This window comes from Bradyrhizobium australafricanum (assembly GCF_020329495.1).
GTDB lineage: Bacteria > Pseudomonadota > Alphaproteobacteria > Rhizobiales > Xanthobacteraceae > Bradyrhizobium > Bradyrhizobium australafricanum.
In genome coordinates this window covers 1-25,147 of the sequence record NZ_JAGKJL010000060.1, presented here as the reverse complement: position 1 = coordinate 25,147, position 25,147 = coordinate 1, and the positions used below count along the sequence as shown (strand labels likewise).

The window sequence follows — 25,147 nt, the reverse complement described above, 5'->3', positions numbered from 1 at the left end:
GTCAATTGCTCTTCGGCGGGTCGACGAGCGAGCAACCGCCCTGGTCGAGCGGCCGGAAGGCTTCCGGCACGGACAGCGCGCCGACCTGATCCAGCAGGTCCCACTTGCTCTTCGAGGCACTCGGGCTCTTCACCTTGAAGATGTACATGTTGTGGATGGCGCGGCCGTCGGCGCGCACCACGACCGGCCCGAACAAAGCGTCATCGATCGGCTTCTCCTTCAGCTTCTGGATCACGGCCGGCGCGTCATTGGTTCCCGCCGCCTGCGCCGCGTTCAGATAGGCCAGCACGGAGGAATAGACGCCGGCGTGGAAGGCGGTCGGCGACTGCCCATGCTGCCGCTCGCCGAATTTGGCCGACCAGGCGCGGCTGGCATCGTCGAGGTCCCAGTAGAACGGCTGCGTGATGATCAGCCCCTCCCCGACCGCAAGCCCGCTAGACTCGACATCGTTGGTGGTGGTCAATAGCGCGGCGAAGGTGCGCCCGCTCTGCTTCAGCCCGAACTCGGCGGATTGCTTGATCAGGCTGACGGTGTCGCCACCGGCGGTCGCGAACGCGATCACGTCGGCGCCCGAGCCTTCGGCCTGCAGGATGAACGAGGCATAGTCCGCATTGTTGATCGGTACATTGACCGATCCGAGAACGGTCCCGCCGCCGGCACCGATCACCGCCGTTCCGTCGCGCACCATCGATTTGCCGAGCGCATTGTCGGTGGCGATGAAGTACCATTTCTTGCCGCCGTGATGCACGAGATAGGCGCCGATGGTGTGAGAGGCCGCCCAGGTATCGAAGGTCCACCGAATCGTATTGGGTGAGCAGTATTTCCCGGTCAGGTCGGACGACGCCGCGCTCGATGCGATCAGCGCCGCTTTGGTGCCGCGCATGACCTCGTTGACCGCCAGCCCAACGGCCGAGTTCGGCACGTCGGCGACCGCATCGACCTTCTCCTGATCGATCCAGCGGCGCGCGATGGCGGCGCCGACATCAGCCTTGTTCTGGTGGTCCGCCGAGACGATCTCGACCTTGAAATCCGGATGAAGCCGCATGAAGTCCTCGGCCGCCATTTTGGCCGCTGTCACCGAACCTTCGCCGGCATTGTCCGAGTAAGGGCCGGACGCGTCGTTGAGCACGCCGATCTTCAGAGACCGCGCGGCGACCGCCGTCGCCGGCGAACCGGCACAAAAGGCCAGGAGAGCTATTCCGGCTATCTGCGAAAGATACTTCATTGTTTCCACCCGTCGTATGTTGTTGTGTTAGAGATCGAGCACAAGCGTCCGGGACTTGGCGCCCGAGCAGCAGATCATGACGCTCTTGTTCGCCGCCTGCTCTTCGTTGCTCAGGAACTGGTCGCGATGGTCGGGTATGCCCTCGAGCACGCGCGTCTCGCAGGTGCCGCAGACACCTTCGGTACAGGCATAGTTCGCGGCGATCCCGGCCTCCAGCAGCGCATCGAGAATGGTCTTGCCGGCCTCGACTGCGATGGTGCGGTTGCTTCGCGCCAGCTTGACGTCGAAGCCACCTTCGGTGGCTGGAGCTTCCCGTGCCTTGAAATATTCGACATGTACGTGATCGGCCGGGCGACCGGCCGTCGCCGCCTCGAGCGCCTCAAGCATGGGCACCGGACCGCAACAGTAGAGATGCGCGCGAGGCGGTGCGTTCCTGACGAGCGCCGGGAGATCGAACACCCGTCCCGATCGCTCGTCGTCGAAATCGAGATGTACCCTCGATCGATACGTGCCGAGTTCGTCGAGGAATGCGGCAGCGACGCGCGTCCTCGCGGCATAGAACAGCTCCCAGTGACGTCCAAGCGCCTCAAGCCGTCGGATCATCGACAGCAGCGGCGTGATGCCGATGCCCCCGGCGATCAGGACAGAATGGTCGGCCTCCTCACGGAGCGCGAAGTTATTCCGCGGCTCGGAGATCCTTATGATGTTCCCGACCCTGACGGTGTCGTGGACGAAGCTGGATCCACCCCGGCTCTCGCCATCCCTGTTCACCGCGATGACATACCGGTGCCGCTCGCATTGGTCGTTTACCAGCGAATAGCTGCGGATCATGCCGTTCGGCAGATGCAGGTCGATGTGGCTCCCGGCCGTGAACGGCGTCAGTTCGCCGCCCGTCGGGGCAATCAGCTCATACGAATTGATCCGCTCGGCCTCATATCCGATACGCTTGACCAGCACCTCCAGCGCACCAGCCGTGTGTTTGAATGCGCTCACAGCTCGTACCCGAAATCGGCGCCAAGCTTCGCACGCATGAACGGCGCGCCGACGTCAACCCACAAATCCTCCGGCGGCAACCGCAGCGAGACCGCTCGCACCATGAACACGTCCGGGTCCAAGACTCCTTTGGGCTTGATCGCGTGATCGCGATAGGCGCCAAGCGCTTCAAGAATGAAACGTCGCGTCATCGCGATGCCGGTATCACTTGAGCAGAGCGTCTCCTTGGTGCGATCAAAGATCGGCGAGACGCCGCTTTGGCAGGCGCCGTCCTGCACCCAGAGCCCCGGCAGGCCCGAGAACCAGGTGGTCCGCTGCGCCTCGTAGTCGAACTGAAAGCCGTTGTTCGGATTGTATTTCGTCCAGTAGCCTGCGTATGGGACCGTCACCGGGTGCTGGACGAGCGCATGGCGGCTGGCATGACCACTCTCGCGGCCTTTGTGTCCTTCGGCGAAGACCTGCCGGGTTTTCTCCAGCAGCGGCTCCGATGGATGATAGGAGAACATGATGCAGAGTGTGTTCTCGTCATCGATCGGGACCCAGGCGTGCCCGCTCAAATCCGGGAACGGAGACAGCGGAGGCACCAGCGTATAGAACGGCAGCAGGAACTGGTTGACCCGCCAGTACAGCGTGTTGGCATCGTAATTGCGCCGCGCGGCGATGCTCATGCCGAAATCCTGCTTAATGCATTCGAAGGTCGGGCGCAGGTCGCGCTTCTGGATCCAGGCGCTCGTCGTGCCCTGCGCATCCAGTCGTCCATGAAGCAGCGGCGCGTGCGCCGAATCGATCTCACCCTCGACCGCCTGCAGCCAATTGCACTCCTGGACGCGAACCGAGATGTGCACCTGCTCGGCCGGCACCAGATTCCATTCGAGGTTCGGCAGCGGCGGAAGCTCAGCCTGGTCGGGACCCATATAGGTCCAGATCATCCCGTTGCGCTCCTTGCAGGGATAGGCCTTGATCCGCACCCGCTCCTTGAGGCGGCTGCGCTCTGGTTCTGCCGGCATGTCCGTCACGGCGCCGGTGACGTCGAATTTCCAGCCGTGATAGACGCAGCGCAGCCCGCAATCCTCATTTCGCGCAAAGACCAGCGGCGCTCCGCGATGCGGGCAGGCCTGGTCGACCAGCCCGATGCGCCCCTCGGAATCGCGAAAGGCGACGAGATCCTCGCCCAGCAGCCGGATGCGCTTCGGCTGCCCGTCCGCGGCGAGATCAGCCGACGGCAGGAAAGGAATCCAGTACAGGCGGAAAAGTTCGCCGAGTGGCGTTCCCTTGCCGACCCTCACCAGCCGTTCATTGTCTTCGCGCGAGAGCATGGGGTTGCCTCCTTCAATTGCGTGTGGCCGGGCCTGCCGCGCCGCCGAGAAGCGCGGCGACACGGTCAGACAGTCCGAGATCCTGGGCGGTCCAGAGCGGATCGGATGCGGTGAGCGGCTGGCGTGGAATGGGAGGTTGCTTGCCCTGCTCCACCAGTCGGACGATCAATTCGATGCGCCGCCGCTCGAGCTCGCGCAGAGCGTCCTCGACGACGGCGGCTTCAGCCGTGCACCCCGGCAGCTCCGGATAGGCAAGGCGAACCCGCCACTGCCCCGGCTCGGTTTCGACTGCCTCCGCCTCAAGCAAATAGGGAATCGACAGCAGCTCACGCAGGTCCAAGTTTCAACCTCCCTGAACGACGTCTTCGCATCGCATTTGATACGTATACGTACTATATTATCGGAAGGCTGACAAGAGCCGAGGGCGACCCTGTCTCCCTCAGAAGAGGCTGGTGACGTGGTTCGCCACAGGGTTGAGGACGATCAGCCAAGCTGCTAACGGCTAGGACGCAATTCGCAGAACGCAGCTGGGATCCAGACAACGGCATGGCAGCCGATAAAGGCAAGCAGACAACCTCGGCGGCAGACGTTGCACGCGACTGGCAGCTCGAGGGTGGTGTCGGATTCCTGTTGCGTCTGCTGGAGGCCCGCTACGATGGGCTCTATCAAAGCATGACGCGCCAGAGCGATATCACGCCGCGGCAGTTCGGTGTGCTGATGGCGCTGTATCAGTTAGGTCCTCTAACCCCCTCCGTGTTGGCCGAACGGATCAGCTGCGACCGCAACACGCTCAGCGAAATGCTGAAGCGCATGGTCGCGCGCAGACTGGTCTCGAAGAAAGACAATCCGGACGACCGCCGCTCGCTCCAGGTGCAGATCACGGCTAAAGGCGAGGAAGCGCTTCTCGCCGTCATTCCGGCCGCCGCCGAGCTGCAAAACATCATGCTGGCCCCCCTTCGCAAGGAGGACCGCGCGCATTTCCTGAAATGCCTGCTGGCGATCGCGAAGGCTCCGCCGCCGGACAGTCCGGCCGATACGTGAAATCGCCGGCGTCCAGCGGCCCTACGCCTGCACCTTCCCGAACGTGCCCGCAGCGGCGAGCGTCGCGATTGCGTCCGGCGACAGGCCCAGGATCCGCGACAGCACATCGTCCCGCTGCGCGCCGATCCCGGGAACTCGACGTCCCATCGGCGTATCGGCCCCGGACATCTGCCATGGCGCATTGACGCCGATGAAGTCACCTGCCCCGTCCGAGACGGTCCCAAACACCCCACGTTGGCGCAAATGGGCATCGGTCAGCGCCGCGCCCGGCGTCCGGTACTCGGCGCAGGGAACACCGGCGCGATCCAGCGCCGCGATGCATTCAGCAACGGTGTGGCGTTCGGTCCATTTCTCGATCACCTGCATCATGGCGGTCCAATTGGCGCCGCGCGCTGGAATGGTCGAAAAGCGCGGATCGTTCACCAGCTCTTCCTGCCCGGTCACTTCGCACAGCGCCGCGAAATTACGCGGCGTGACCGGGGCGATCAGAATATCGCCATCGCGCGCGCGGACCGGCCCATAGGTCGGGCGCGGCGAACGGATCGGGAATTGCGCTTCCTGAAGCTCATAGACCAGCAGATTCAACATGCAGTCCATCAAGGCTACATCGACGCGCTGTCCTTTCCCGGTGCGCGTACGCTGCACCATCGCGGTCTGGATCGCGGAATAGCCGAAGATGCCGCCGAGGATATCGGCGACAAAAATCGCGCCCGGCGCGGGACGCTCCCGATCGCCGGCATAGCGCATCAGGGAGCGATCGAATCCGCTCTCGGCATGGACGATCATCGCATAAGCCGCGCGCTCGGCGACTGGGCCCGACTGGCCATAACCCGAGATCGAGCAATAGATGAGGCGCGGGTTGATCTCGCAAAGCGTCTCGTAGCCGAGGCCAAGGCGGTCCATCACGCCAGGGCGGAAATTCTCGACGAGAATGTCCGCCTCCGCGACCATGCGATGTACGAGCCTGATGGCGTCGGCATTCTTCAGGTCCAGCGCCAGGCTACGCTTGCCGGCATTGAGCTGGCCGAAATAGGTGCTGTAGCCTTCGCGCAGCGGCGTTCGCAACCGCATGTCATCGCCTTCCGGAGGTTCGATTTTGATGACCTCGGCGCCGACGTCGGCGAGCAGCCGCGCGCAATACGGCCCCGCCACCATGATCGAGAAATCGAGCACGCGCACGCCGGCGAGCGGCGCCCTGTCGTCATCCTTCTGCATCCGATCTCTCCTATCTCGGCAGCCCGAGCGCGCGTTGGGCGATCAGACTGCGCTGAATCTCGTTGGTCCCGATGCTGATGACCCACATCAGCGAATGCCGCAGGTTTTGCTCGAAGCGACCGTTGTCGATCGCGCTCGGCATCTGCTCTGACAGCGCGGCACGCATGCCAAGAATGTCGAGCGCAGCCTCGCCGAAGCGTTCCATCAGCTCACCGGAGAACACCTTGCTGATCGCGCCATATTCCGGCGGCGTCACGCCGTCGGCGGCAAGTTCGGCGCAATGCATCATCAAGAGACGGCCGATCTCGATCTCTGACGCCAAGGTCGCCATCCTGTCGCGGATGATTGGATCATCGGCGAGAGACCGATCACCTTGCTTCGCCATCACATGCGAACGCAGTTGCTCGAAGGCGTGCGCGACCTTCAGGACGATCCCGCCACCAACCAGCCCGCGCTCGAAGGCCAGCGCGCCGGTCAACACTTTCCAACCGCCATTGACCTCGCCGACCAGGTTCTCGGAGGGGATGCGGACATTGTCGTAAAAGATGTTGGCAAACGTGCCATCATACATTGTTGCTGATGGACGGATCGTGATGCCCGGCGCATCCATCGGCACGATGAACATGCTGATGCCGGCGTGCGGCGGCTTCGCGTCCTTGTCGGTCCGCGCGGCGAGGAACATGTATTTGCCCCACCAGGTGGTGGTCCAGATCTTCTGGCCGTTGATCAACCAGTGATCGCCGTCTCTCGCCGCACTGGTGCGCAGCGCCGCAAGGTCCGACCCTGCCTGCGGCTCGCTGTAGCCCATGCCATGCATCGCTTCGCCACGCAGGATTTCCGGAAGGTATTTCTGCTGCTGCGCTGCCGTGCCGAACATCATCAGCGCATTGGCCTGGATCGCCGCGCCGATCCGCGGCGCCTCGCCCCGCTCCATCGTCTCCATGAAGGCGATCTGCTCCAGCGGCGAGCGCGCCTGGCCGCCGAATTGCTCTGGCCATCCGAGCCCGATCCATCCGGTCTCACCGATGTCGCGGGCGAAGCCGGCATCGAACTCACGCTCGGCGAAGGGTCTTCCGTCGAATGCTTGCTTCGTATCTCCAGTCCAGTGTTGCTCGAGCCAGAGCCGGATCTGCTCGCGAAACGCATTTCCAGCGGCCCCGAGGTCATATTGCGGCAGCCCGACGCCGCCCGCATCCAGCAGCCGCGCTGCCAGCCTGCTCTTGGCATCCGAGGCGCCGCCAAGCGCGATCGTATCGAGATGCACGCGCTTGAAGTGGATTGGCGCCTCGTGCTCTTCGGCATAACCGATCGCACCGAACGTATGCTGGACCTCCAGCGACACCTGCCGCAGCGCATGACCGGAGAACGCCGATGCGCAATCGGCGAAGTAGCGCCAGCCGCCCTCGCCGCCGTCATGCAGTCTGGCGGCATGGTCGAGCATCAACCTGACGCCTTCGAGCGCAATCAGGCAGTCGGCCAGCTTGTGCTGGATGGCCTGGAACCTGCCGATCGGCTGCCCGAACTGGTGCCGTTCCTTGGCGTAGTCCACGGCGAGCTCAAAGGCACGCCGCGCAGCGCCATAGGCACGCGCGGTCAACATCGCTCTGCCCTTGATGCGGAGATGGTCGAGATCGACTGTATCTATGGGAATGCGCGTGAGCGGCGCTTCGTTCAGCCGGACCTCGTAGAGTCCCCACGCTCCCATCGCGCGGGTTGCGACGCACTCGACACCGGAACCGTCAAGATTGATCAGCCCAAGCTGGGCCTGGTCTAGAACGACCAGAAGATGCGTCGCGTCTCCGGCAGCCTCGACAAAACGAAGCACGCCCTTTGCCTTGAGGTCCGTGACCTCAACCGCTCCTGTGCCGGCGTCCGGATCCAGCGCACCGAATGAGAAGGCGACGGTCGCCTCCCCGGACTGCAGCCGCTCCAGCAGATCCACCGCGACGTCGACCTGCGATCCGGAGATCGCAAGATTAGCGAGCGCCGCAGACCACATCGGCGCCGTGCAGCCGGCCCGGCCGAGTTCCGCCATGACGACGAAGATTTCGGCGAGCCCGCCTTCGCCGCTCTCCGCACCAAGCGCGGCGACGCCCTGCCCAACGAGCTTGCGCCAGATCGCCGACACCTCGTCCGGCGAGGACGATGCGGCCAAACCGAGTGGAAGCCAATGCTCGTCCAGGAAACCGCGCAAGGAATCGCGCAGCATTCCTGCGACATCGTCATTCGACGCTTCGATCGCCGCCATGGTGAGGCCCGCGCTATGCCTGGCCGAATCTGGGCTTCCGCTTCTCCTTGAACGACATAGTCGCTTCCTTGTGGTCGGCAGTCTCGAACGTCACCTGCTCCAGCGCCATCGACGCCTCCAGCAGCATGTTGACGCGCTCCTTGACGATCTGATTGATCGACAGCTTGGTCCAGCGAATGGCCCAGGTCGGACCGTTGGCGAGCTCGACCGCGATCGCGCGGGCCTTGGCCAACACCTCCGCGCGCGGCGCGACATGATTGACCAGCCCGATCCGCTCCGCCTCATTTCCCTTCAGGAGCGTGCCGCGGATCAGGAATTCCTTGGCCTTGTTGATGCCGACCAGCAGCGGCCAGATCACTGTGCCGCCGTCGCCGGCGACGAGGCCAACACGCGAGACGTGGGTGTCGCCGATCCGCGCGTCTTCCGCCATCACCGTGATGTCGCAAAGCAGCGCATGGGTCGCCGCAAGGCCGATGGCATCGCCATTGATCGCCGCGATGATGGGCTTGTCGAGCTCGAGCTGGCGGGTGACTCCGCGGCGGCTGATCATGGGATCGTGTACCTCGCCCTCTTCGAGCACGTCGCCGCCGGGCCGCTCGGACATCGCCTTGACGTCGCCACCGACGCTGAAGAAGTCGCCCGCCCCGGTCAGCACCACGGCATTAACGGCGTGATCGTCGGCGAGGTCGTCCCAGATCGTGCGCAACTCGCGGATCAGCTTCTGATTGATGGCATTGCGCGCCTGCGGGCGGTTCAAGGTCACGGTCGCGACCTTGTCCGCGACCTCGACCGTCAGGCATTCATATTTGGCGTAATTGGACACGTTTGCCTCCATTGTTTCGCTGTTTGAGTTGTTGATTATTGGCAACGCAGGCGCGCGCTAGCGGCGCATCCCGGGCTGCACATCCGCCAATGCGACGTGAAGCGACATGGCGCCCGGATCCTGCTCGAGCATGCGCTGCACGGATTCCAGATGCGATCGCAGCAATCGGCTTGCCAGATCGACGTTCCGTTCGCTGAGGGCTGCCAGGAATTGCCGCCGCTTCTCGGCCAGCCGTGCCATCGCGACCCCGCTGGAAGCGACCTTGGCGTAGACGAAGCGCATGTGGATCTCGGTGATCGAGTCCACGATCATCGCAATCACCTTGTTGCCGGTCGAGGCCGCCAGCAGCTTGTAGAACTCGCGCGAACATTCGACCCGGTCGAGCAGCCGCCCCTCCTTGGTCGCAAGCTCCGTCCGCTCGATATTGGCTTCCAATGCATCGAGATCGGCCCGGCGGGCATTGGCACAAGCCAACTGCACCACGAGGTCGAGGACGTGGACCCGCGCCTCCGACAATTCCCGCACCGAAATCGTGCCGAGGCTCAGCATGTCGCGCATGACCTCGTTCATGCGGCGGGTGTCGCCCTGCTGGATGAAGGCGCCGCCCTTGACGCCCTTCTGCAGCCGGAGCACGCCGGCCATTTCGAGGCTGCGCAATGCTTCCCGCAGCACATTCCGACTGACGCCGAGCTGCTGAGCCAGCTCGCGCTCGGCCGGCAGCTTGTCGCCGGGCTTCAGCACGCCGAGCGCGAGTTGCTCGCGAATGCGCTCGCAGATCTCCTCGAACGTCCGCCTGGTGTGAATCGGCTTGAATGTCGGCGCGGCCGGCGAGCCGGCCGCACGATGATCGGTGGCCCGCTCCCGGCGGCTCGGCGAGGCGGCACGGGAGCGCCGCGGCGCGCGAGGGCTTGACTTGGTGCTCATGCGGTGAATTATTAAATGGATCACCCATTCAATGGAAGCCCTTTTTTAGCTTCCGGTAAAGAAAACGAAACGGGAGTTCGCATGAGTTTTTCCGAGGAGCAGGTCGCGTTCCGCGACAACGTGCGCAGAATGGTCGCCAGGCACGTGGCGCCGATCGCCGCCGAGATCGACGAAACCGACCGCTTCCCGCTCGAACTGGTCAAGCTGTTCGGCGAGATGGGACTGATGCAGCTCTGGGTGCCGGAGCGCTATGGCGGCCCGAATGGCAACCTGACCATGGCCTGCATCGCGCGCGAGGAGATCTCGAAGGTCTCGCCCGCCTGCGCATCGATCGCGGCACTCAACACGATGTTCATCATGCCGCTGCTGCATTTCGGCTCGGAGGAGCAGCGCAAGAAGTATCTGCCGATCATCGCCGAGGGCGGCGTGGTCACTGCGATCGCGATCTCGGAGCCGCAGGCCGGCTCCGACGTCGCCGCGCTGAATACCCGCGCCCGCAAGGACGGAGACAGCTATGTGCTGAATGGCCGCAAGCAGTGGTGCAGCTATGGTGTCGCCGCCGACTACATCGTGGTCATGGCGCGAACCAGTGACGGCGCCGGTGCGGACGGCATCAGCGCCTTCATCGTCGAGCCGAAGAGAATGCCGGGCATCACGTTCGGCCGCCACGAGCGCAAGATGGGCTTTCGCGGCGCGCCTAACACGCCGATCTTCTTCGACAATGTCCGGGTCCCCACCGAAAACCTCGTCGGTGAGGAAGGCAAGGGCTTTCGCGCGTCGATGCGCGCGCTCGACCTCAACCGGCCGACCATCGGCGCGCAATCCGTCGGCCTCGCACAAGGCGCACTGGATGCCTGCGTCGCCTACGCCAAGGAGCGCAAGCAATTCAAGAAACCGATCGCCGAGTTCCAGGGCGTGCAGTTCATGCTCGCCGACATGGCCATGCAGATCGAGGCGGCCCGCGCGCTGGTCTACGAATGTGCCCGCGCCGGCGATGCCGGCGACTGGAAGCGGCTCAACGTGCTCGCAAGCATGGCCAAATGCGTCGGCAGCGACATGGCCATGAAGGTGACGACCGACGCGGTCCAGATCTTCGGCGGCTACGGTTACACGATGGATTATCCGGTCGAACGCATGATGCGCGATGCCAAGCTGACCCAGATTTTTGAAGGCACCAACCAGATCCAGCGCGTGGTGATCGCCCGCGAGCTACTGCGCTAGTGCAGATCGAGTTCAAGAAGAAGCAATATAGGGAGGAACGAACTTGAACCACATCATCAACCGGGCGCTGATAGCCGGCGCGCTGTCAGCACTTCTGGCGGTACCTGCTTATGCTCAGAAAGCCTACGGTCCCGGTGCCAGCGATACCGAGATCAAGCTCGGCCAATCGACGCCGCTGAGTGGCCCCGCATCCGCGTTCGGCGCGGGCGCCGGGCGGGCGGTGGTCGGCTACTTCGAGATGCTGAACGCCAAAGGCGGCATCAACGGCCGCAAGATCAACTTCACGCAGCTCGACAATGCCTACAGCGCGCCGAAAGCGGTCGAACAATCACGCAAGCTGATCGAGGACGTCGGCATATTGGCCGAGGTCGGCACGATCGGCACCGCGCCCAACGTCGCGATCCAGAAGTACCTGAACGCCAAGCAGGTGCCGCAGCTGTTCATCACCGCCGGCGGACGCCGCTTCAACGATCCCAAGGCATTTCCCTGGACTATCCCGCTCTATCCCGACTTCGAAACCGAAGGCCGCGTCGTCGCCAAATACATCCTCACCGTAAAGCCGGACGCCAGAATCGGCGTGCTTTATCAGAATGACGACTATGGCAAGGACTACCTGAAGGGCCTCCGCGCCGGCCTCGGTCCGAAGGCCGAGCTGATCGTCGCCCAGGCCTCCTACGAGCTCGCCGATCCGACGATCGACTCGCAGATCGTGCAGCTGAAGGCCGCCGGCGTCGACACCCTGATCGAGCAGTCGTCGTCGAAGGCCGCCGCGCAATCGATCCGCAAGGTTTACGAGCTCGGCTGGAAGCCCCTGCACGTGATCGGCGGCTCGACCGCGTCGGTCGAAACTATCCTGAAGCCCGCAGGCCTCGAAGCATCGAAAGGACTGGTCACAACGCAATTCCTCAAGCAACCGGGCGATCCAGCCTGGGCAAATGATGATGAAGTCAAGGCCTACAAGGAGTTCCTGAAGGCGTACGCACCTTCAGCCAATCCGGACGACTATTCCGTGCTCGTGGCCTATATGAACGTGCACGCTGTGGAGCTGGCTCTGCGCAAATGCGGCGACGACCTGACCCGCGAGAACCTCATGAAGCAGGCTACCTCGCTGAATGGCGAACGATTGCCGATGATGCTCCCTGGCGTCGCGATCAGTACCCGGCCCGGAGACTACACACCCTTCAGAGCTCTGCGGATTGCGACATTTGACGGAGAAAGCTGGTCCTTGACCGGCGCCCCTCTATCGGCCGACTAGACCAGACCAGACTGCGGGCGAGAGCCATCAAGGCTCGCGCCGCGGCAAAGCCCAATAAATTGGCCTAGCCGCCCCGCGCCGTAAAACCCGATTTCCGATCAAACCCAACGGGCTAGACGCAATAACTACTGCCATGATTGCCTCTTGCCCATCCTACCTCAACGTTGGGGCGCATCATCTGCTCCCTCAACTTAGCGATTGCTTCTGTCGCTAGCTTTGAGGAGAATGTTTTTATTGTGCCGGAAGTTTTTCAGTATGTGCTTTTTGGATTGGCCCATTGAAGTCCAACAGGCCGCGCGCAAAGCAGACGCGCGGCGCAAGCGTTTGACCGAAGAACTCGTCGTCCGTTTTGCAAGGAAATTTCCGCAGATCACATACACCTTGATCTGGGACTCGCCACTAATAAACGCGCAGGCTTGGCGACTGGGAGAGCAGCGCAACGTCTATCTCTATGGCGGTTTGGTGCGGCAGCCTGCTATTACGCGCGCCGGATTGGCGCTCGCCTTGGCACATGAGACGGGACACCATCTTGGGGGAGCGCCCTACGACCCGGCCATGACCTGGATGACTAGCGAAGCGCAAGCGGACCATTGGGCTGCAGTTTCAGGCATGCCTAGCACTACTTTGGCAGATTGTTGATTTTGCCGCGTTTTATAGGATTCCCGAATCAATTTTTCAATGATTCATGGGTGGTCGGCTCTTGGAGGGCTGACCATGCCGAGATGGGAAGACGAACTCGAACGCTGGCTAATGCCGTTCTTGGACCGGCTGGGTCATAAGACCCGGCAGCGGATGTGTCCTCTGTATGTTGCGGGATTGATCGGTCCGGGCGATCGCAAGAGCGTTCAGCCGATGGCGGAACGCCTTGCCACGAGCAACTACGACCAGTTGCACCATTTCATTGCGGACGGTGTCTGGGATGCGACGCCGCTGGAGACGGAGCTGCTCAACCAGGCGGACCGACTTGTCGGCGGCAGGGATGCGATGCTGGTTATCGATGACACCTCACTTCCCAAGAAGGGTGAGCGATCGGTCGGTGTTGCGGCTCAATACGCGTCGGCTCTCGGTAAAACCGCAAATTGCCAAACGCTGGTGTCTTTAACGCTTGCACGCGGCGAAGTGCCAGTGATGGTCGCGTTACGTCTCTTTCTGCCTGACAGCTGGACAAGCGACATGTCTCGTTTGAAGCGCGCTCGCGTGCCAGTCGAACACCGAACGCCACGGTCCAAGCCGGAGATCGCTTTGGCCGAGATTGACCGCGCGATGGCAGCCAACATGCGCTTTGGATGTGTGCTGGCGGATGCAGGATACGGCCTCAGCGCACCGTTTCGACAAGGGCTAACAGAGCGCGGGCTGACCTGGGCTGTCGGTATCCCTCGGCACCAGAAAGTGTATCCGGTCGATGTGAAGCTCATTTGGCCGATCACCAAAGTCCGTGGCAAACCACGAAAGCACCACGTGCCCGATATCTTATCGATTGCGGCCGAACAAATGCTGGCCAGCGCCAAATGGAAAACCCTGAGTTGGCGTAGCGGGACGAAAGGTCGGCTCAAAGCTCGATTTGCTGCTCTCCGTGTCCGCACCGCCGACGGCCCTCCGCAGCGAATATGGGATAAAGGTCAGCAGCATCTGCCAGGCGACGAAGCCTGGCTCATTGGTGAGCAACGTGCCTCCGGGGAGAAGAAATACTATCTCGCCAATCTTCCGGCGGCGACGGATCTGCGCACGCTGGCCGCCACCATCAAGGCACGGTGGATTTGTGAGCAGGCGCATCAACAGCTGAAGGAGGAGCTTGGACTTGATCACTTCGAAGGGCGGTCATGGCAAGGTCTTCATCGCCACGCCTTGATGACAATGATTGCCTACGCCTTCCTGCAACATCGTCGCCTCGCATACGCGGGGCGGAAAAAAAAGAATCAACGGGCCTCCGCCTCAGCCAACCATGCCAGCCGTACGTCACGCCATCGTCGATCTCATCCTTCGGCCGCCGCCTCAGCAGTGCCCATATTGCCGAAAGGAAATCCCTGAAAAACAGCGGCGAAAACACAATCTGCCAAAGTAGTGCGAGCCTGTTTGGTAGCAGAGCAAAAAAATTAACCTTGCGAGGTGCCTGCGAGATCGCCGTGGTGCAACGTCAATGTCAATGCGGAGCAAATAGCGACGATAAAGAGGTGAACGAACGAGTTCTTCAATTCTATTCTAGCATTCAGCAGAGTTCGTCTGCTGGCATTGGAGAGAGCAAATGGGAGCGCTGATCAGAACTGTCGGAACACGCATGCTCATCCAGCATTTCAATCACGAATTTTGTGGCAGCCGACTTAACGACATTCGTACACAACATCCGATGGTTGATCCCAAGAATCAGTTGATCCAAGAGTATTTCAAGACAGATAAGGACCTGTTGTGGCTCACCAACAATATAAAGCACGGGCACGCCCGCAGGCCCGACAACAAATGCTTTCTTCCAGTCAAGAACAAGGATAAGGCCGCGCCGAACGCGATATCAAGATGGACTTGGTTCATCGACAAGGCGAATATTAGTGGGCTTGACGCCTTAACGGCTGCAAATCATGTAGCTGTCTGCGATGCGATCTACACAGGCTTGACCGGAGCTTCTAGCACCGGCGGCCGTTACGACCGAATTGAGTTCGATGCCATAGACGGAACGTCAGTAAAGGGAGCAGCGGATCAGTTTGTGCTGCAAGCTGAGGAGACGGACCCTGACGGCGCGAAGTACTACAAAGTTATTTTGGTCACGCCACCGATCCCGGCCGCTGCTGGGGGCGGAAGGCCGAAAAAAGATGATCAACCAGGAGACCCATAAAGAGCGGTGGGGAATTTCCCTCTGTCAGGGAAAAGGATGCGAATTGAGTGCCGAGCCTGCCCTTCAGGCGCTCTTTGCGCGCCTTCAGACTCACGAGGTGACCAAGCCATTTGCTGTCGAAACGGGCCTCGATGAGCCCACGTTGGCACGGGTACGCTCGATTCGTACTGAGCGGCTTCAGACCGGCAAGAACGTGCTCTTGATGGATTTTTCTGCATCTCTCGGTGCACCACCGTGTGCACACGCAGCTCTCTAACCAATTGAAACCCTTGAGCTCTCGCTCCAATCCATCACCACCCAGCTCGGGCAAGCTTCCGCCAAACAGCTCAAACTGGAGGAGGTTCAGGGAGAGCCGGTTTCCGCCGATGGTAAGCTGATGATGCGCGGCGCGCCGACCTCCCGGGGCAGTGGCGCGCCGAGCACAAGCGACAGCTGATGCGAGGCGTCGGTGAGCCGGGCCGCCAACGCCCCGAGATCGGCGCGACGTATGCGTTCGACGGGGCCGCTGACCGTCATGGCCCCCACCAGTGCTCTGTCGTGGCCGAAGACAGCGGTGGAGAGAGAGGCCGTCACGGCGTCGTAAATTCCGGAGCTGACAAAGATGTGCACGCCGTCATCTACCCGGTCCGCCCAACGGGCCATCCTCAGCACTTGTCCTGTCGAGGTCAAATCAAGCGGCGCGAGATTTGTGAGCCGTGCGACGTCGCGTACTAGTTGCGGCGAATCCACCCGAAATAGGCAGAGCCGGCTGTCACGTTCGCGCACGTGAAACGCGCTGCTCTCCAACGTCTGCTGGCTTAGCCGCTGAAGCACCGGCAGCACATGCTGTTCGAGATTGAAATTGGCCCGATAGGTGGTACCGAGCTGGAAAGTCTTCGCACCGAGTGCGTAGCGGCCGTCGCTGAGGCGGACGACGTAGCCGGCTTCGTCCAATGATACCAGCGAACGCATCACCGTTGGTTTTGCCAAACCCGTGATCTTGGCGATGTCGGCCAGGCTGCGCGAGCCGGCTCCAGCGAACGTATCCAAGATCGCCAGTGCGCGCTGCACGGCGGCGACCCCCTGCGTTTTCGGCATCGAAATCCCCTGTTCCGCCGATTCCGGGTTGACCTCGGCGTATCACCATTACACTATGCGTAACGGCGTTCCATTTTCAATGGGGTTCGGTATGGCCGTAGGGTTCAGGATCCACTCCCGCAAGCGCGCTGTCGCGGACGAATGGATCAAGCGGGCTCGCGCCCTTCCGGTCGCCAATATTAGTGATGTGATGTCACGCATGGCCTCGGGCGGCGCGACGCTCCGGCCCATGCATGCGGCCGGTGGCATGGCTGGTCCCGCTCTGACCGTGAAGACCCGCCCCGGCGACAATCTGATGGTTCACAAGGCGCTCGACATGGCAGTTGCCGGCGACGTCATCGTGGTCGATGCGGCTGGCGACCTTAGCAACGCAATCTTCGGAGAGATGATGCTCGCGCAGGCGGCCAGGCGCGGCGTCGCCGGCGTCGTCATCCATGGCGCGATCCGCGATGCCGCTGCGATCCGGGCGAACCCGCTGCCCGTATTCGCAGCGGGTGTCACCCATCGCGGTCCATACAAGGACGGTCCGGGCGAGATCAACGGGCCGATCGCGATCGGTGGCATGGTCATACTGCCCGGCGATTTGGTGTTGGGCGACGACGACGGCGTCCTCGCAGTTGCCGTCGACGATTGCCGAGCGGTGATCGAGGCCGCCGAAGCCAAGGGGGCTGCCGAGACCAAGCAAATGGCGGCGATCGAAGCCGGTACGCTCGATCGTAGCTGGGTCGACGCCTCGCTCCGCCGTCTCGGCTGCGAGATGCCAGAGGTCTAACGATGGCCGGGCGTACGATCTCCGAGAAGATACTTGCTCGAAAATCCGGGCAGGATGCGCAGGCCGGGGACCTCGTGGTCTGCGAGGTCGATTGCGCGCTCGGTACCGACGGTTCAGTCCCGATGGCGCTCGATTATTTCAAGGCGATGGGCGGGAAGAACGTGCACGATTCCGCGCGATTGGTCTTTGCGCTCGACCATTACGTGCCGCCCGCGAGCCCGCAAACGATCGAACTGCATCGCGTGATGCGAGACTTCGCCAAACGCTTCGGCGTCACACTGCACGAGGCCGGCGAAGGAATCGGCCACCAGCTCATCGTCGAGACCGGCCGCGCGCTGCCGGGCAGCTTGGTCGTTGGAGCCGACAGCCACGCCGTGACATACGGGGCGCTGAATTGTTTTGCGACCGGGATCGGCTCGTCCGACCTTGCCGCAATCATGCTGTGCGGCCGGATGTGGTTGCGCGTCCCTGACTCGATCCGCGTCGTTCTGACCGGAGAACTGCCGAGCGGCGTCTATGCGAAGGATGTCGCGCTGGCGCTCGCGGGCCGACTCGGCGCCGACGGTGCGGCCTATCAGGCGCTCGAATTCGCGGGGCCCGGCCTCGCCACGCTCACGCTGGAGGACCGCCTCGTCCTGAGCAATCTTGCGGTCGAGATGGGGGCGAAGACCGGCATCTTCCCGGCCGATGAAGAGACCGTCGCGTATCTGGAAGGTCGCACCGGCCAAGCCTTCGAACCGATCGCATCGGATCCGGATGCCCGCTACACCCGGACCGTGGAGATCGCGCTCGACGCACTCCCGCCGCAGATCGCGTTGCCGCATCTGGTGGATCAGGTCGTGCCACTCGAGGATGTGGCCGGTACGCCGGTGCAGATGGTCTATCTCGGCACCTGCACGGGCGGCAGGCTACGCGATTTCCATCAGGCCCTCGCCGTGCTCGAGGCGGGTGGAGGCGTTGCGCCCGGCGTGCAGCTCGTGGTCACGCCGGCATCGCGCGAGGTCCGCGACGCTATGGCGGCCGACGGCACGCTCGACGCCCTGGTCGGCTTCGGCGCGACGGTGGTCGAGCCGGGTTGCGGCTCCTGCTGCGGGACCTGCGGAGTGATCCCGGCAGACGGGGTTTCGGTGATCTCGACGGCCAACCGCAACTTCAAGGGCCGCATGGGGAACGCCAAGGCATCGATTTACCTCGCCTCCCCGGCTGCCTGCGCAGCCACGGCAACACGCGGCGTGGTGACTGATCCCCGCGAGGAGTCGCGATGACAGCTCTGCGGGGACGCGCGCGACTGGTTGGCGACGACGTCAACACCGACTCGATCATCAGCTCGAGCCGCAAGCGGGAGAGCCTCGATCCCGCCATTCTGAAGCAATTCCTGTTCGAACATGTCGATCCTGCCTTCGCAGCTTCTGTACAGCCCGGAGACATCCTGGTGGCGGGCAAGAATTTCGGTTGCGGTTCGGCCATGGAGGTCGCCGTCACGACAGTGCTCGGCGCCGGCATTCCGGCAGTGCTGGCTCGAGGATTCTCGCGGACCTACTACCGCAACGCCATCAACAACGGCCTGCTGCCGCTCGTCTGCGATACCGGCGGGATTAGTGAGGGCGACATCCTGATCTACGACGGCAGCGGCGCGATCCGCAACGAACGTAGTGGCGAGATGCTCAGCCCGGATCCTCTGCCACCGATCATGCTGGCGATCCTGCGCGCGGGCGGCCTGGTTCCCTACATGCGTCAGAACGGTGACTTCAAGCTATGACGGCCACAGAGACTTCCTCCGCCATCGCCTCGACAGGTTACCGTCTTCGGCTTCCCGGTCCAACTGAGGTGCCCGAGCGGGTGCGGCATGCATTGGCCCGGATAATGGTCAACCATCGCGGTCACGAATGCCGGACCGCGATCGGCGAGGCGGAGAAGATGATCCGTCCAATCCTGGGGACGACAAACCATGTCCTGTTCTTTGCGAGTTCCGGAACAGGCGTCATGGAGGCCGCGCTCGTCAACGTAGCCGGACCCGGCAGCCGGATCCTTGTGATCGAGCATGGTCAGTTCGGCGAGCGTTTCACCGCCATCGCGAAGGCCATGAACATCACGGTCGACACGGTCGCGATCGAATGGGGCCAGGCGATCGATATCGCCGCGGTGGAGACCCGGTTGCGCGAGCACACCTATTGCGCCGTCGTCGCCGTGCACAATGAGAGCTCAACCGGGATCGTGGCCGATCTCGCAGCGCTCGGCGCGCTCGTGCGCAACCGGCCAACGCTGCTGATCGCAGATTCTGTCAGCGGTCTTGGCGGCATCGAGATGCGGCAGGACGAATGGGGCGTCGATATCGTGGTCTCAGCCTCGCAAAAAGCCTTGATGTGCCCGCCCGGCCTCGCACTTGCCAGCGTGAGCGCCAAGGCGTGGCGCGTGATCGGGCAGGACAAGCAGCGATCGACCTTCTATTGGGATTTCCGTCGCGCGCTGAAATCCGCAGAGCAGAACGAGACCGCATTCACGGCGCCGGTGAGCCTCATCTACGGTCTGCGAGAGGCCTTGACGATGATGCATGAGGAAGGCTTCGCCAATGTGCTCGAGCGCCACAAGAAGCTCTCAGCCGCGCTGCGCGCCGGCGGCGCGGCGCTCGGACTAGCAGATTTTTGCCGCGATGGGCCGCGCTCGAGCACGGTCGTGGTCTTCAAGGTCCCAGACGGGCTCGAAGGCGGAGCCATCGTCCGGCAGCTCTACCAGGATCACCGCACGGTGATCGCAGGCGCCCGCAACCGTCTCTCTGGCCGTGTCATCCGGTTTGGCACGATGGGGGCTTTGAGCACGGGGACCATTCTGACCGACCTTCTGCATCTTGAAGACTCACTCACGAAGCTCGGCTTGCCGATTGAGCCGGGCACCGGGCTCAAGGCGGCCACCGTGTACCTCGCTGCCACCACATGAGCGACGATTGAACCGATAAAGGCGAACCATGATGAGATGTCCTGCCTCCGTCCTCGCCAGAGTCGTGGCCCTCGCGGTATCGCTGTTCGCGGCCGGGCTGGCCGCGGCCCAGCAGAGCGTCGTGCTCTATTCGGCCAACGACGACACCGTGAACAAGCTTGTCGCCGAAGGCTTCGCCAAGGCGACGGGGATCAAAGTCGACGTGGTTTCGACCGGATCGGGTGTCCTTGTACGCCGTGTCGCCTCTGAGTCCGCCAATCCGCAGGGTGACGTAATCTGGGGTGTCAATGCGACGCTGCTGCGGCTGGCGAGTCCACATCTTCAGGCTTACCCGGCCACGGGCCGCGAAGTCGTGCCGGCCCAATTCCGCGATCCAAACGACCTTTGGCTGGGCACCAACATCCAGGTCGTTGTGATCGGGCAGAATACCAAGGCGATCGACAAGACCAGCGGGCCCAAATCCTGGGCCGACCTCCTCGATCCGAAATGGAAGGGCAAGCTCGCTTTCACCGACCCGGCCAATTCGGGATTCTCATATGCGGCCGCGACCACACTTCTGTCGCTGTGGGGTGCGGATGACGCGGCCTGGACGAGGATGGACGGGTTGCTTGCCAATGCGAAGGTGCTCAACCGCTCGACCCAGGTGTTCGACGGGATCGGTAGCGGCGAATATCCACTTGGCATCACCCTCGAATATGCCGGCTTCTTGTGGGCCCATAATGGCGCGCCAGTGAGCGTCACCTATCCGGCCGAGGGCACATATGCGGGCGTCGAGGGCGCGGCCATCCTGAAAGGCGGACCGAACCCCGGGCCCGCCAAGCGGCTGGTCGACTACCTGGCCAGCAAAGAAGTTCAGGAGATGTTGCTGAAAGCGACTTTCCGGCGCCCTGCCCGTCAAGATATCGAGCTCGAGGCAGTCGCACCCGGGATGCTGCCCTTCCGGGCGATCAAGGTGCTGCCTTATGACGACGCCAAATGGGAAGCGGCCCGGCGCGACACCCTCGCGCGTCTGAAGACCACGATCCAGAACACGCGCTGATCCCATGACCAGGATTCGGATTGAAAGTCTGACCCGCACCTTCGGCGCGGTGCGGGCCGTGGACGACATTTCGCTCGACATCAGGCACGGCGAGCTGTTCACGCTGCTCGGGCCTTCGGGCTGCGGGAAGACGACGCTGCTGCGCATGATCGCCGGCTTCGTGGATGTCGAATCCGGATCCATTTCCTTCGACGACCGGCGCATCGATGCCGTACCCGCGCATCGCCGCAACACCGGCATGGTGTTTCAGAACTACGCGATCTTCCCGAATCACACCGTCGCCGAAAACGTGGCCTACGGGCTGAAGGCCAGGAAGGTCCCGGCTGCCGAGATCGCATCGCGTGTCGACAAAGCGCTCGAGCGGGTGCGCCTAGCAGGTTACGGTCCACGCTCGCCACACCAGCTCTCCGGTGGCCAGCTTCAACGCGTGGCGATCGCCCGCGCGCTCGTGATCGAACCCGCCGTGCTCCTGTTCGACGAGCCTCTCTCCAATCTCGACGCGCAACTGCGCACCGAAATGCGAATCGAGGTCCGACAGCTCCAGCAGGCGCTCGGCCTCACTGCGATCTACGTGACGCACGATCAGGAGGAGGCGCTCGCCATCTCCGACCGCATCGCCGTCTTGCGTCGCGGCAAGATCGAGCAAGTGGACACGCCCGAACGCATCTATCGGATGCCGCAGACTGCGTTCGTCGCCGAGTTCCTCGGTTCGACCAATGTGGTGCCGGGCATCGCCGGCGCTTTCGATGGCCGCAACACCCCTGTCGCGGCGGCCGGAACGGAGTTCTCGGTCAGAGGCGAGGTAGCGTCACCGGGCGCACCGGTGTTGCTGTCGGTCAGGCCGGAGGCCCTGCGGCTGGGAAGCAGTTCCGAGGGTCCGCTCGTCCAGGCACGTCTGGCGCTACGCGAATTTCTGGGCCCGATGCAGCGTCTCCACGCAACCTTGCCGGACGGCACCCAGCTACGGATCACAGCGCTCGGCGGCCAGGTACTTGATGTCTTGCCCGGCGCGCCGCTCACCCTTGCCTACGATCCTGCCCAGATCACGGCGTATCCGGCGCCATGAAACGCTTTGCCACCATCGTGGCGCTGGCGGCGCTGGTGCTGCTCGCGGTCTTTCTGCTCTACCCGCTGGCTCTCGTTCTGGATGCGAGCATACGGATCGACGGCACAGGCGGGCTGACGCTTGGGAATTTTGCGGCGATTGTGAAGAGCCGATACTACCTTGGCGGCATCGGCAATAGTCTGCTCTGCGCCGCGCTCGCGACGGCCTTCACATGCGCGATCGGCATCCCGCTCGCCTTCTGTCTTGCCCGGATCGACATACCGGGCCGCGCACTGCTGCTAACGCTTGCCTCCCTGCCGCTGGTCCTGCCCTCCTTCGTCAGCGCCTATGCGCTCGTGCTGCTGTTCGGTCATGCCGGCGTCATCACTAGCGCCTTGCGCGGACTCGGCATCCCGATCGGCTCGATCTATGGCCTACCCGGCATCGTCATCGTGTTCACGTTGACTCTCTATCCCTACGTCGTCATGCCCGTGATGGCCGGCTTCCAGGCCGTCGATGCTTCGATGGAGGAGGCAGCCCGCAATCTCGGCGGTTCACGGTCCTATGTGATCCGCACCGTGCTGCTGCCGATCGTGATGCCGGCGATACTTGCCGGCGGAATTTTGGTGTTCATTGAGGCGCTGGAGAATTTCGGCGTGCCAGCGGTGCTGGCTGAGGACCGCCCGTTCCTGGCCGTCGACATCTTCAAGCTGTTCGCCGGCGAATCTGACGCCAATCCGGCTGCTGCGGGTGTGCTCAGCGTGCTCCTGATCGCCTGCACGGCGCTCGCGCTTGTCGTTCAACGGCACTATCTCGGCAAGCGCCGCTTCTCAACCAATGCCCGCAGTGCGGCCGCGAAGCTGCCGCTGACACCGGGACCGCGGCTGGTGGCTACGGTCGTGAGTTGGGGCATTGTGATTGCCTCGCTGCTGCCTTTTGCAGCCGTGTTGATGATCTCCGTCCTGCGCTTCCGTGGCCCCGTGCTGACCTGGGAGTTCGGATTGGGCAATTACGCGACCTTGTTGTCGGGCTCCTATCGGCCGCTGCTCAACACGCTGATACTCGCCAGCATTGCGGCCATCGCCACTATGCTGATCGGCGCTCCGATCGGCTACGTGGTGGCCCGGCACCGCTCGCGCTTGTCAGGATTGCTCGATTTCGTCGGCATGGTGCCGTTTGCGGTTTCCGGTACGATCCTGGCGATCGGACTTATCATCGCGTTCAACAGCGGCCCTTTGATCTTGACCGGCGGCTGGCTGATCCTGGTCATCGCCTACGTCGTCCGCAAATTGCCCTTCGCGATCCGGTCGTCCTCAGCGATCGTGCATCAACTCGATCCCTCGCTCGAGGAAGCCTCAATCAATCTCGGGGTCTCGCCGAGCAAAACCTTCGCGACTCTGACGGTGCCGCTGATGGCGAGGGGTCTTGTCGGCGGGCTGGTGCTGGTCTGGATCACCGCAGCCTCCGAGTTGAGCGCAACTATCGTGCTCTATGCGAGCGGCTGGGTCACCACAACCGTCGTGATGTACCATGCCATCGAGGGCACTGGCGCGGGACTCGCAGCCGCCGCAGCCGCGGTGCTCATCCTGGTCACCGCACTCCCGTTGCTCCTGATCAACTGGCGCATAAGCAAACACGAAACGACCGTGATCTGACGGCGGCCGAGGACGGCATGAACGAAGCAACCAAAGCGCTCCCGAATTTTCGCAGCGACAACGTCGCGCCGGTCAGCCCTGAGATACTGCGAGCGATCGAGGAGGCTAATCGTGGCTCAGCCGCCGCTTATGGCGACGACGATTATTCGAAATTGCTGAATCAGCGCTTCTCGACGCTGTTCGAGACCGAGGTCGCGGTGTTCCCAGTCTCGACCGGCACGGCAGCCAATGCTTTGTCGCTCGCAGCCTGCGTGCGGCCCTACGGCGCGATCTATTGTCACAAGGAAGCACATATCGACACGGCGGAAGGCGGCGCGACCGAAGCCTTTACAGGTGGCGCAAAGCTTCTCACGTTGCCCGGCCGGCATTTTCGGATCGAGCCACCAATCCTGCGCGAGGCGGTTACCGGGGCGGCTTGGGGAGTCCGCAATCGCGCCCAGCCCGATGCGGTGTCGATCACTCAGGCCAGCGAATATGGGACGGTCTACCCTCTCGCCGAGATCGCCGCGATCGGCGAAATCGCCCGTGACAAGAATCTGTCGCTGCACATGGATGGCGCCCGGTTCGCCAACGGCTTGGCGCGGCTCGGCTGCAGCCCGGCCGATATGACCTGGCGAGCGGGCGTCGACATCCTGTCGTTTGGAGCAACCAAGAACGGGGCGATGTCAGCGGATGCGATCGTGGTCTTCGACCACGACCTTGTTGAACCCCTGTCCTATCGGCTTCGCCGCGCCGGACAGACCGCGTCGAAGATGCGTTATGCGTCCGCACAGCTGCTCGCTTATGTCGAGGATCGCCTTTTTCTACGACTCGCGGCAAAGGCCAATTCCGTGGCTACCTACCTTGGAGCAGGACTCGCCGCACTGCCTGACGTTCGGCTCGTCGCTCCGGTGGAAGCCAATTTGATTTTCGCCAAGCTGCCCGCACTAGCCATCGACCGGCTCGCGGCGAACGGGCTGCAATTCGCGCGACGAGGCGACGAGGTGATCCGGTTCGTCGCCCGCTTTGACAGCACCGAGCAGGAGGCCGATGAGGTCATTGCCCTCGTCCGTCACGCGGTCACGGGACTAACATCAGCTGACTTGTGACGCCTGCGCGCCCCCTGTTGATGAACATAAAAGAGCAGTGTGGCGGACAAAGTGCAGCCCATGCGAACAGGGAGCGACCCAAACCCCACATTAACTCTATCGTCGACTGTAGTTGGTTCAGCTTCTCCCGAACGGCCGAATGCCGTGAGGAACACTAGGTGGTGTGGACATTTATCGCATCCATAAGACGATGGCTGCGAGAGTAACGACGGCCAGGTAATTTCGGGCGGTCTTTTCGAAGCGGGTTGCGACGCGGCGGAACTGCTTGAGTTTTGAGAAGCAGCATTCGACGAGATGACGCTGGGCATAGAGATGCTTGTCCAGCGGATATTTGAGCGCACGTGACGGGTTGTTGGGGATGACGGCGAGCGCGCCTTTGGCAGCGATCGCCTGGCGCAAGTGATCGGCGTCATAAGCCGTATCCGCCATGACGACCTGGGCAGGTAATCCCT

24 protein-coding genes and 1 pseudogene are annotated in these 25,147 nt (G+C 62.7%); 15 read left to right on the top strand and 10 right to left on the bottom strand.

Annotated features, from left to right (window positions below; all coding sequences use genetic code 11):
- Nucleotide 1 precedes the first annotated feature (1 nt).
- From J6525_RS36395 to J6525_RS36380, 4 genes are read right to left on the bottom strand one after another with little or no spacing between them, the layout of a single operon-like run.
- Nucleotides 2–1,225: an ABC transporter substrate-binding protein gene (locus J6525_RS36395; protein ID WP_225648244.1), complete on the bottom strand. Its 1,224-nt coding sequence runs from the start codon at nucleotides 1,223–1,225 to the stop codon at nucleotides 2–4.
- Nucleotides 1,226–1,252: 27 nt separating this feature from the next.
- The gene (locus J6525_RS36390) at nucleotides 1,253–2,218 is read right to left on the bottom strand and encodes a PDR/VanB family oxidoreductase (protein WP_225648243.1); all 966 of its coding nucleotides are present in this window, start codon (nucleotides 2,216–2,218) and stop codon (nucleotides 1,253–1,255) included.
- Nucleotides 2,215–3,534: a Rieske 2Fe-2S domain-containing protein gene (locus tag J6525_RS36385; RefSeq protein ID WP_225648242.1), complete on the bottom strand. Its 1,320-nt coding sequence runs from the start codon at nucleotides 3,532–3,534 to the stop codon at nucleotides 2,215–2,217. The genes J6525_RS36390 and J6525_RS36385 overlap by 4 nt, the downstream gene beginning before the upstream one ends.
- 13 nt (nucleotides 3,535–3,547) lie before the next feature.
- Nucleotides 3,548–3,874 carry a hypothetical protein gene (locus J6525_RS36380; protein WP_225648241.1) on the bottom strand — a complete coding sequence of 109 codons (327 nt, stop codon included), beginning with the start codon at nucleotides 3,872–3,874 and terminating at the stop codon, nucleotides 3,548–3,550.
- A gap of 290 nt (nucleotides 3,875–4,164) precedes the next feature.
- On the opposite strand from J6525_RS36380, the gene J6525_RS36375 reads away from it, so the two are divergent.
- A complete protein-coding gene (locus tag J6525_RS36375) occupies nucleotides 4,165–4,575 on the top strand; it encodes a MarR family winged helix-turn-helix transcriptional regulator (protein WP_225648240.1) in 411 nt (136 codons plus the stop codon).
- A 21-nt stretch (nucleotides 4,576–4,596) separates the two neighbouring features.
- Here the strand turns inward: J6525_RS36375 and J6525_RS36370 are convergent, their stop codons facing one another.
- From J6525_RS36370 to J6525_RS36355, 4 genes are read right to left on the bottom strand one after another with little or no spacing between them, the layout of a single operon-like run.
- Nucleotides 4,597–5,790, bottom strand: coding sequence for a CaiB/BaiF CoA transferase family protein (locus tag J6525_RS36370; protein WP_225648239.1), 1,194 nt, complete (start codon nucleotides 5,788–5,790; stop codon nucleotides 4,597–4,599).
- Between the two features lie 10 nt (nucleotides 5,791–5,800).
- Entirely contained in the window at nucleotides 5,801–8,038 is a 2,238-nt protein-coding gene (locus tag J6525_RS36365) for an acyl-CoA dehydrogenase family protein (RefSeq protein WP_225648238.1), read from the bottom strand.
- A gap of 13 nt (nucleotides 8,039–8,051) precedes the next feature.
- Nucleotides 8,052–8,861, bottom strand: a complete 810-nt coding sequence (locus J6525_RS36360) for an enoyl-CoA hydratase/isomerase family protein (RefSeq protein WP_225648237.1) — start codon at nucleotides 8,859–8,861, stop codon at nucleotides 8,052–8,054.
- A gap of 57 nt (nucleotides 8,862–8,918) precedes the next feature.
- Nucleotides 8,919–9,785, bottom strand: coding sequence for a FadR/GntR family transcriptional regulator (locus tag J6525_RS36355; protein WP_225648236.1), 867 nt, complete (start codon nucleotides 9,783–9,785; stop codon nucleotides 8,919–8,921).
- An 81-nt stretch (nucleotides 9,786–9,866) separates the two neighbouring features.
- On the opposite strand from J6525_RS36355, the gene J6525_RS36350 reads away from it, so the two are divergent.
- From J6525_RS36350 to J6525_RS36330, 5 genes are all read left to right on the top strand, one after another.
- The gene (locus tag J6525_RS36350; protein ID WP_225648235.1) at nucleotides 9,867–11,006 is read left to right on the top strand and encodes an acyl-CoA dehydrogenase family protein; all 1,140 of its coding nucleotides are present in this window, start codon (nucleotides 9,867–9,869) and stop codon (nucleotides 11,004–11,006) included.
- A 43-nt stretch (nucleotides 11,007–11,049) separates the two neighbouring features.
- Nucleotides 11,050–12,261: an ABC transporter substrate-binding protein gene (locus tag J6525_RS36345; RefSeq protein ID WP_225648234.1), complete on the top strand. Its 1,212-nt coding sequence runs from the start codon at nucleotides 11,050–11,052 to the stop codon at nucleotides 12,259–12,261.
- A gap of 234 nt (nucleotides 12,262–12,495) precedes the next feature.
- Nucleotides 12,496–12,900 (top strand): M48 family metalloprotease, encoded by a 405-nt coding sequence (locus J6525_RS36340; RefSeq protein WP_225648233.1) that lies wholly within the window; start codon nucleotides 12,496–12,498, stop codon nucleotides 12,898–12,900.
- 39 nt (nucleotides 12,901–12,939) lie between these two features.
- Entirely contained in the window at nucleotides 12,940–14,289 is a 1,350-nt protein-coding gene (locus J6525_RS36335; protein ID WP_225648232.1) for an IS701 family transposase, read from the top strand.
- A gap of 214 nt (nucleotides 14,290–14,503) precedes the next feature.
- A complete protein-coding gene (locus tag J6525_RS36330) occupies nucleotides 14,504–15,085 on the top strand; it encodes a hypothetical protein (RefSeq protein ID WP_225648231.1) in 582 nt (193 codons plus the stop codon).
- 342 nt (nucleotides 15,086–15,427) lie between these two features.
- Here J6525_RS36330 and J6525_RS36325 read toward each other — a convergent pair whose 3' ends face one another.
- Complete coding sequence (locus J6525_RS36325; RefSeq protein WP_225648230.1) at nucleotides 15,428–16,162, bottom strand: IclR family transcriptional regulator; 735 nt, start codon at nucleotides 16,160–16,162, stop codon at nucleotides 15,428–15,430.
- Between the two features lie 91 nt (nucleotides 16,163–16,253).
- Here J6525_RS36325 and J6525_RS36320 point away from each other — a divergent pair, with 91 nt between their 5' ends.
- The 9 genes and pseudogenes from J6525_RS36320 (at nucleotide 16,254) to J6525_RS36285 (ending at nucleotide 24,695) form a co-directional block, all read left to right on the top strand.
- On the top strand, nucleotides 16,254–16,934 hold the full coding sequence (locus tag J6525_RS36320; RefSeq protein ID WP_225648229.1) for an RraA family protein: 681 nt from the start codon (nucleotides 16,254–16,256) through the stop codon (nucleotides 16,932–16,934).
- Nucleotides 16,935–16,936: 2 nt separating this feature from the next.
- On the top strand, nucleotides 16,937–18,199 hold the full coding sequence (locus J6525_RS36315) for a 3-isopropylmalate dehydratase large subunit (protein ID WP_225648228.1): 1,263 nt from the start codon (nucleotides 16,937–16,939) through the stop codon (nucleotides 18,197–18,199).
- On the top strand, nucleotides 18,196–18,693 hold the full coding sequence (locus J6525_RS36310; RefSeq protein ID WP_225648227.1) for a LeuD/DmdB family oxidoreductase small subunit: 498 nt from the start codon (nucleotides 18,196–18,198) through the stop codon (nucleotides 18,691–18,693). The genes J6525_RS36315 and J6525_RS36310 overlap by 4 nt, the downstream gene beginning before the upstream one ends.
- A gap of 104 nt (nucleotides 18,694–18,797) precedes the next feature.
- Nucleotides 18,798–19,868, top strand: coding sequence for a pyridoxal-phosphate-dependent aminotransferase family protein (locus J6525_RS36305; protein ID WP_249796278.1), 1,071 nt, complete (start codon nucleotides 18,798–18,800; stop codon nucleotides 19,866–19,868).
- 64 nt (nucleotides 19,869–19,932) lie between these two features.
- Nucleotides 19,933–20,907: an extracellular solute-binding protein gene (locus tag J6525_RS36300; RefSeq protein ID WP_225648225.1), complete on the top strand. Its 975-nt coding sequence runs from the start codon at nucleotides 19,933–19,935 to the stop codon at nucleotides 20,905–20,907.
- Between the two features lie 4 nt (nucleotides 20,908–20,911).
- On the top strand, nucleotides 20,912–21,973 hold the full coding sequence (locus J6525_RS36295; RefSeq protein WP_225648224.1) for an ABC transporter ATP-binding protein: 1,062 nt from the start codon (nucleotides 20,912–20,914) through the stop codon (nucleotides 21,971–21,973).
- A pseudogene (locus J6525_RS47610) lies at nucleotides 21,970–22,722 on the top strand (ABC transporter permease); the annotation flags it as partial. The gene J6525_RS36295 and the pseudogene J6525_RS47610, both read left to right, overlap by 4 nt.
- Before the next feature lie 345 nt (nucleotides 22,723–23,067).
- Nucleotides 23,068–23,607, top strand: a complete 540-nt coding sequence (locus tag J6525_RS47605) for an ABC transporter permease (RefSeq protein WP_376708606.1) — start codon at nucleotides 23,068–23,070, stop codon at nucleotides 23,605–23,607.
- Between the two features lie 17 nt (nucleotides 23,608–23,624).
- Entirely contained in the window at nucleotides 23,625–24,695 is a 1,071-nt protein-coding gene (locus J6525_RS36285) for a threonine aldolase family protein (RefSeq protein WP_225648222.1), read from the top strand.
- A gap of 171 nt (nucleotides 24,696–24,866) precedes the next feature.
- Here the strand turns inward: J6525_RS36285 and J6525_RS36280 are convergent.
- A partial coding sequence (locus J6525_RS36280) for a transposase (RefSeq protein WP_225648221.1) occupies nucleotides 24,867–25,147 on the bottom strand: 281 nt, incomplete at its 5' end.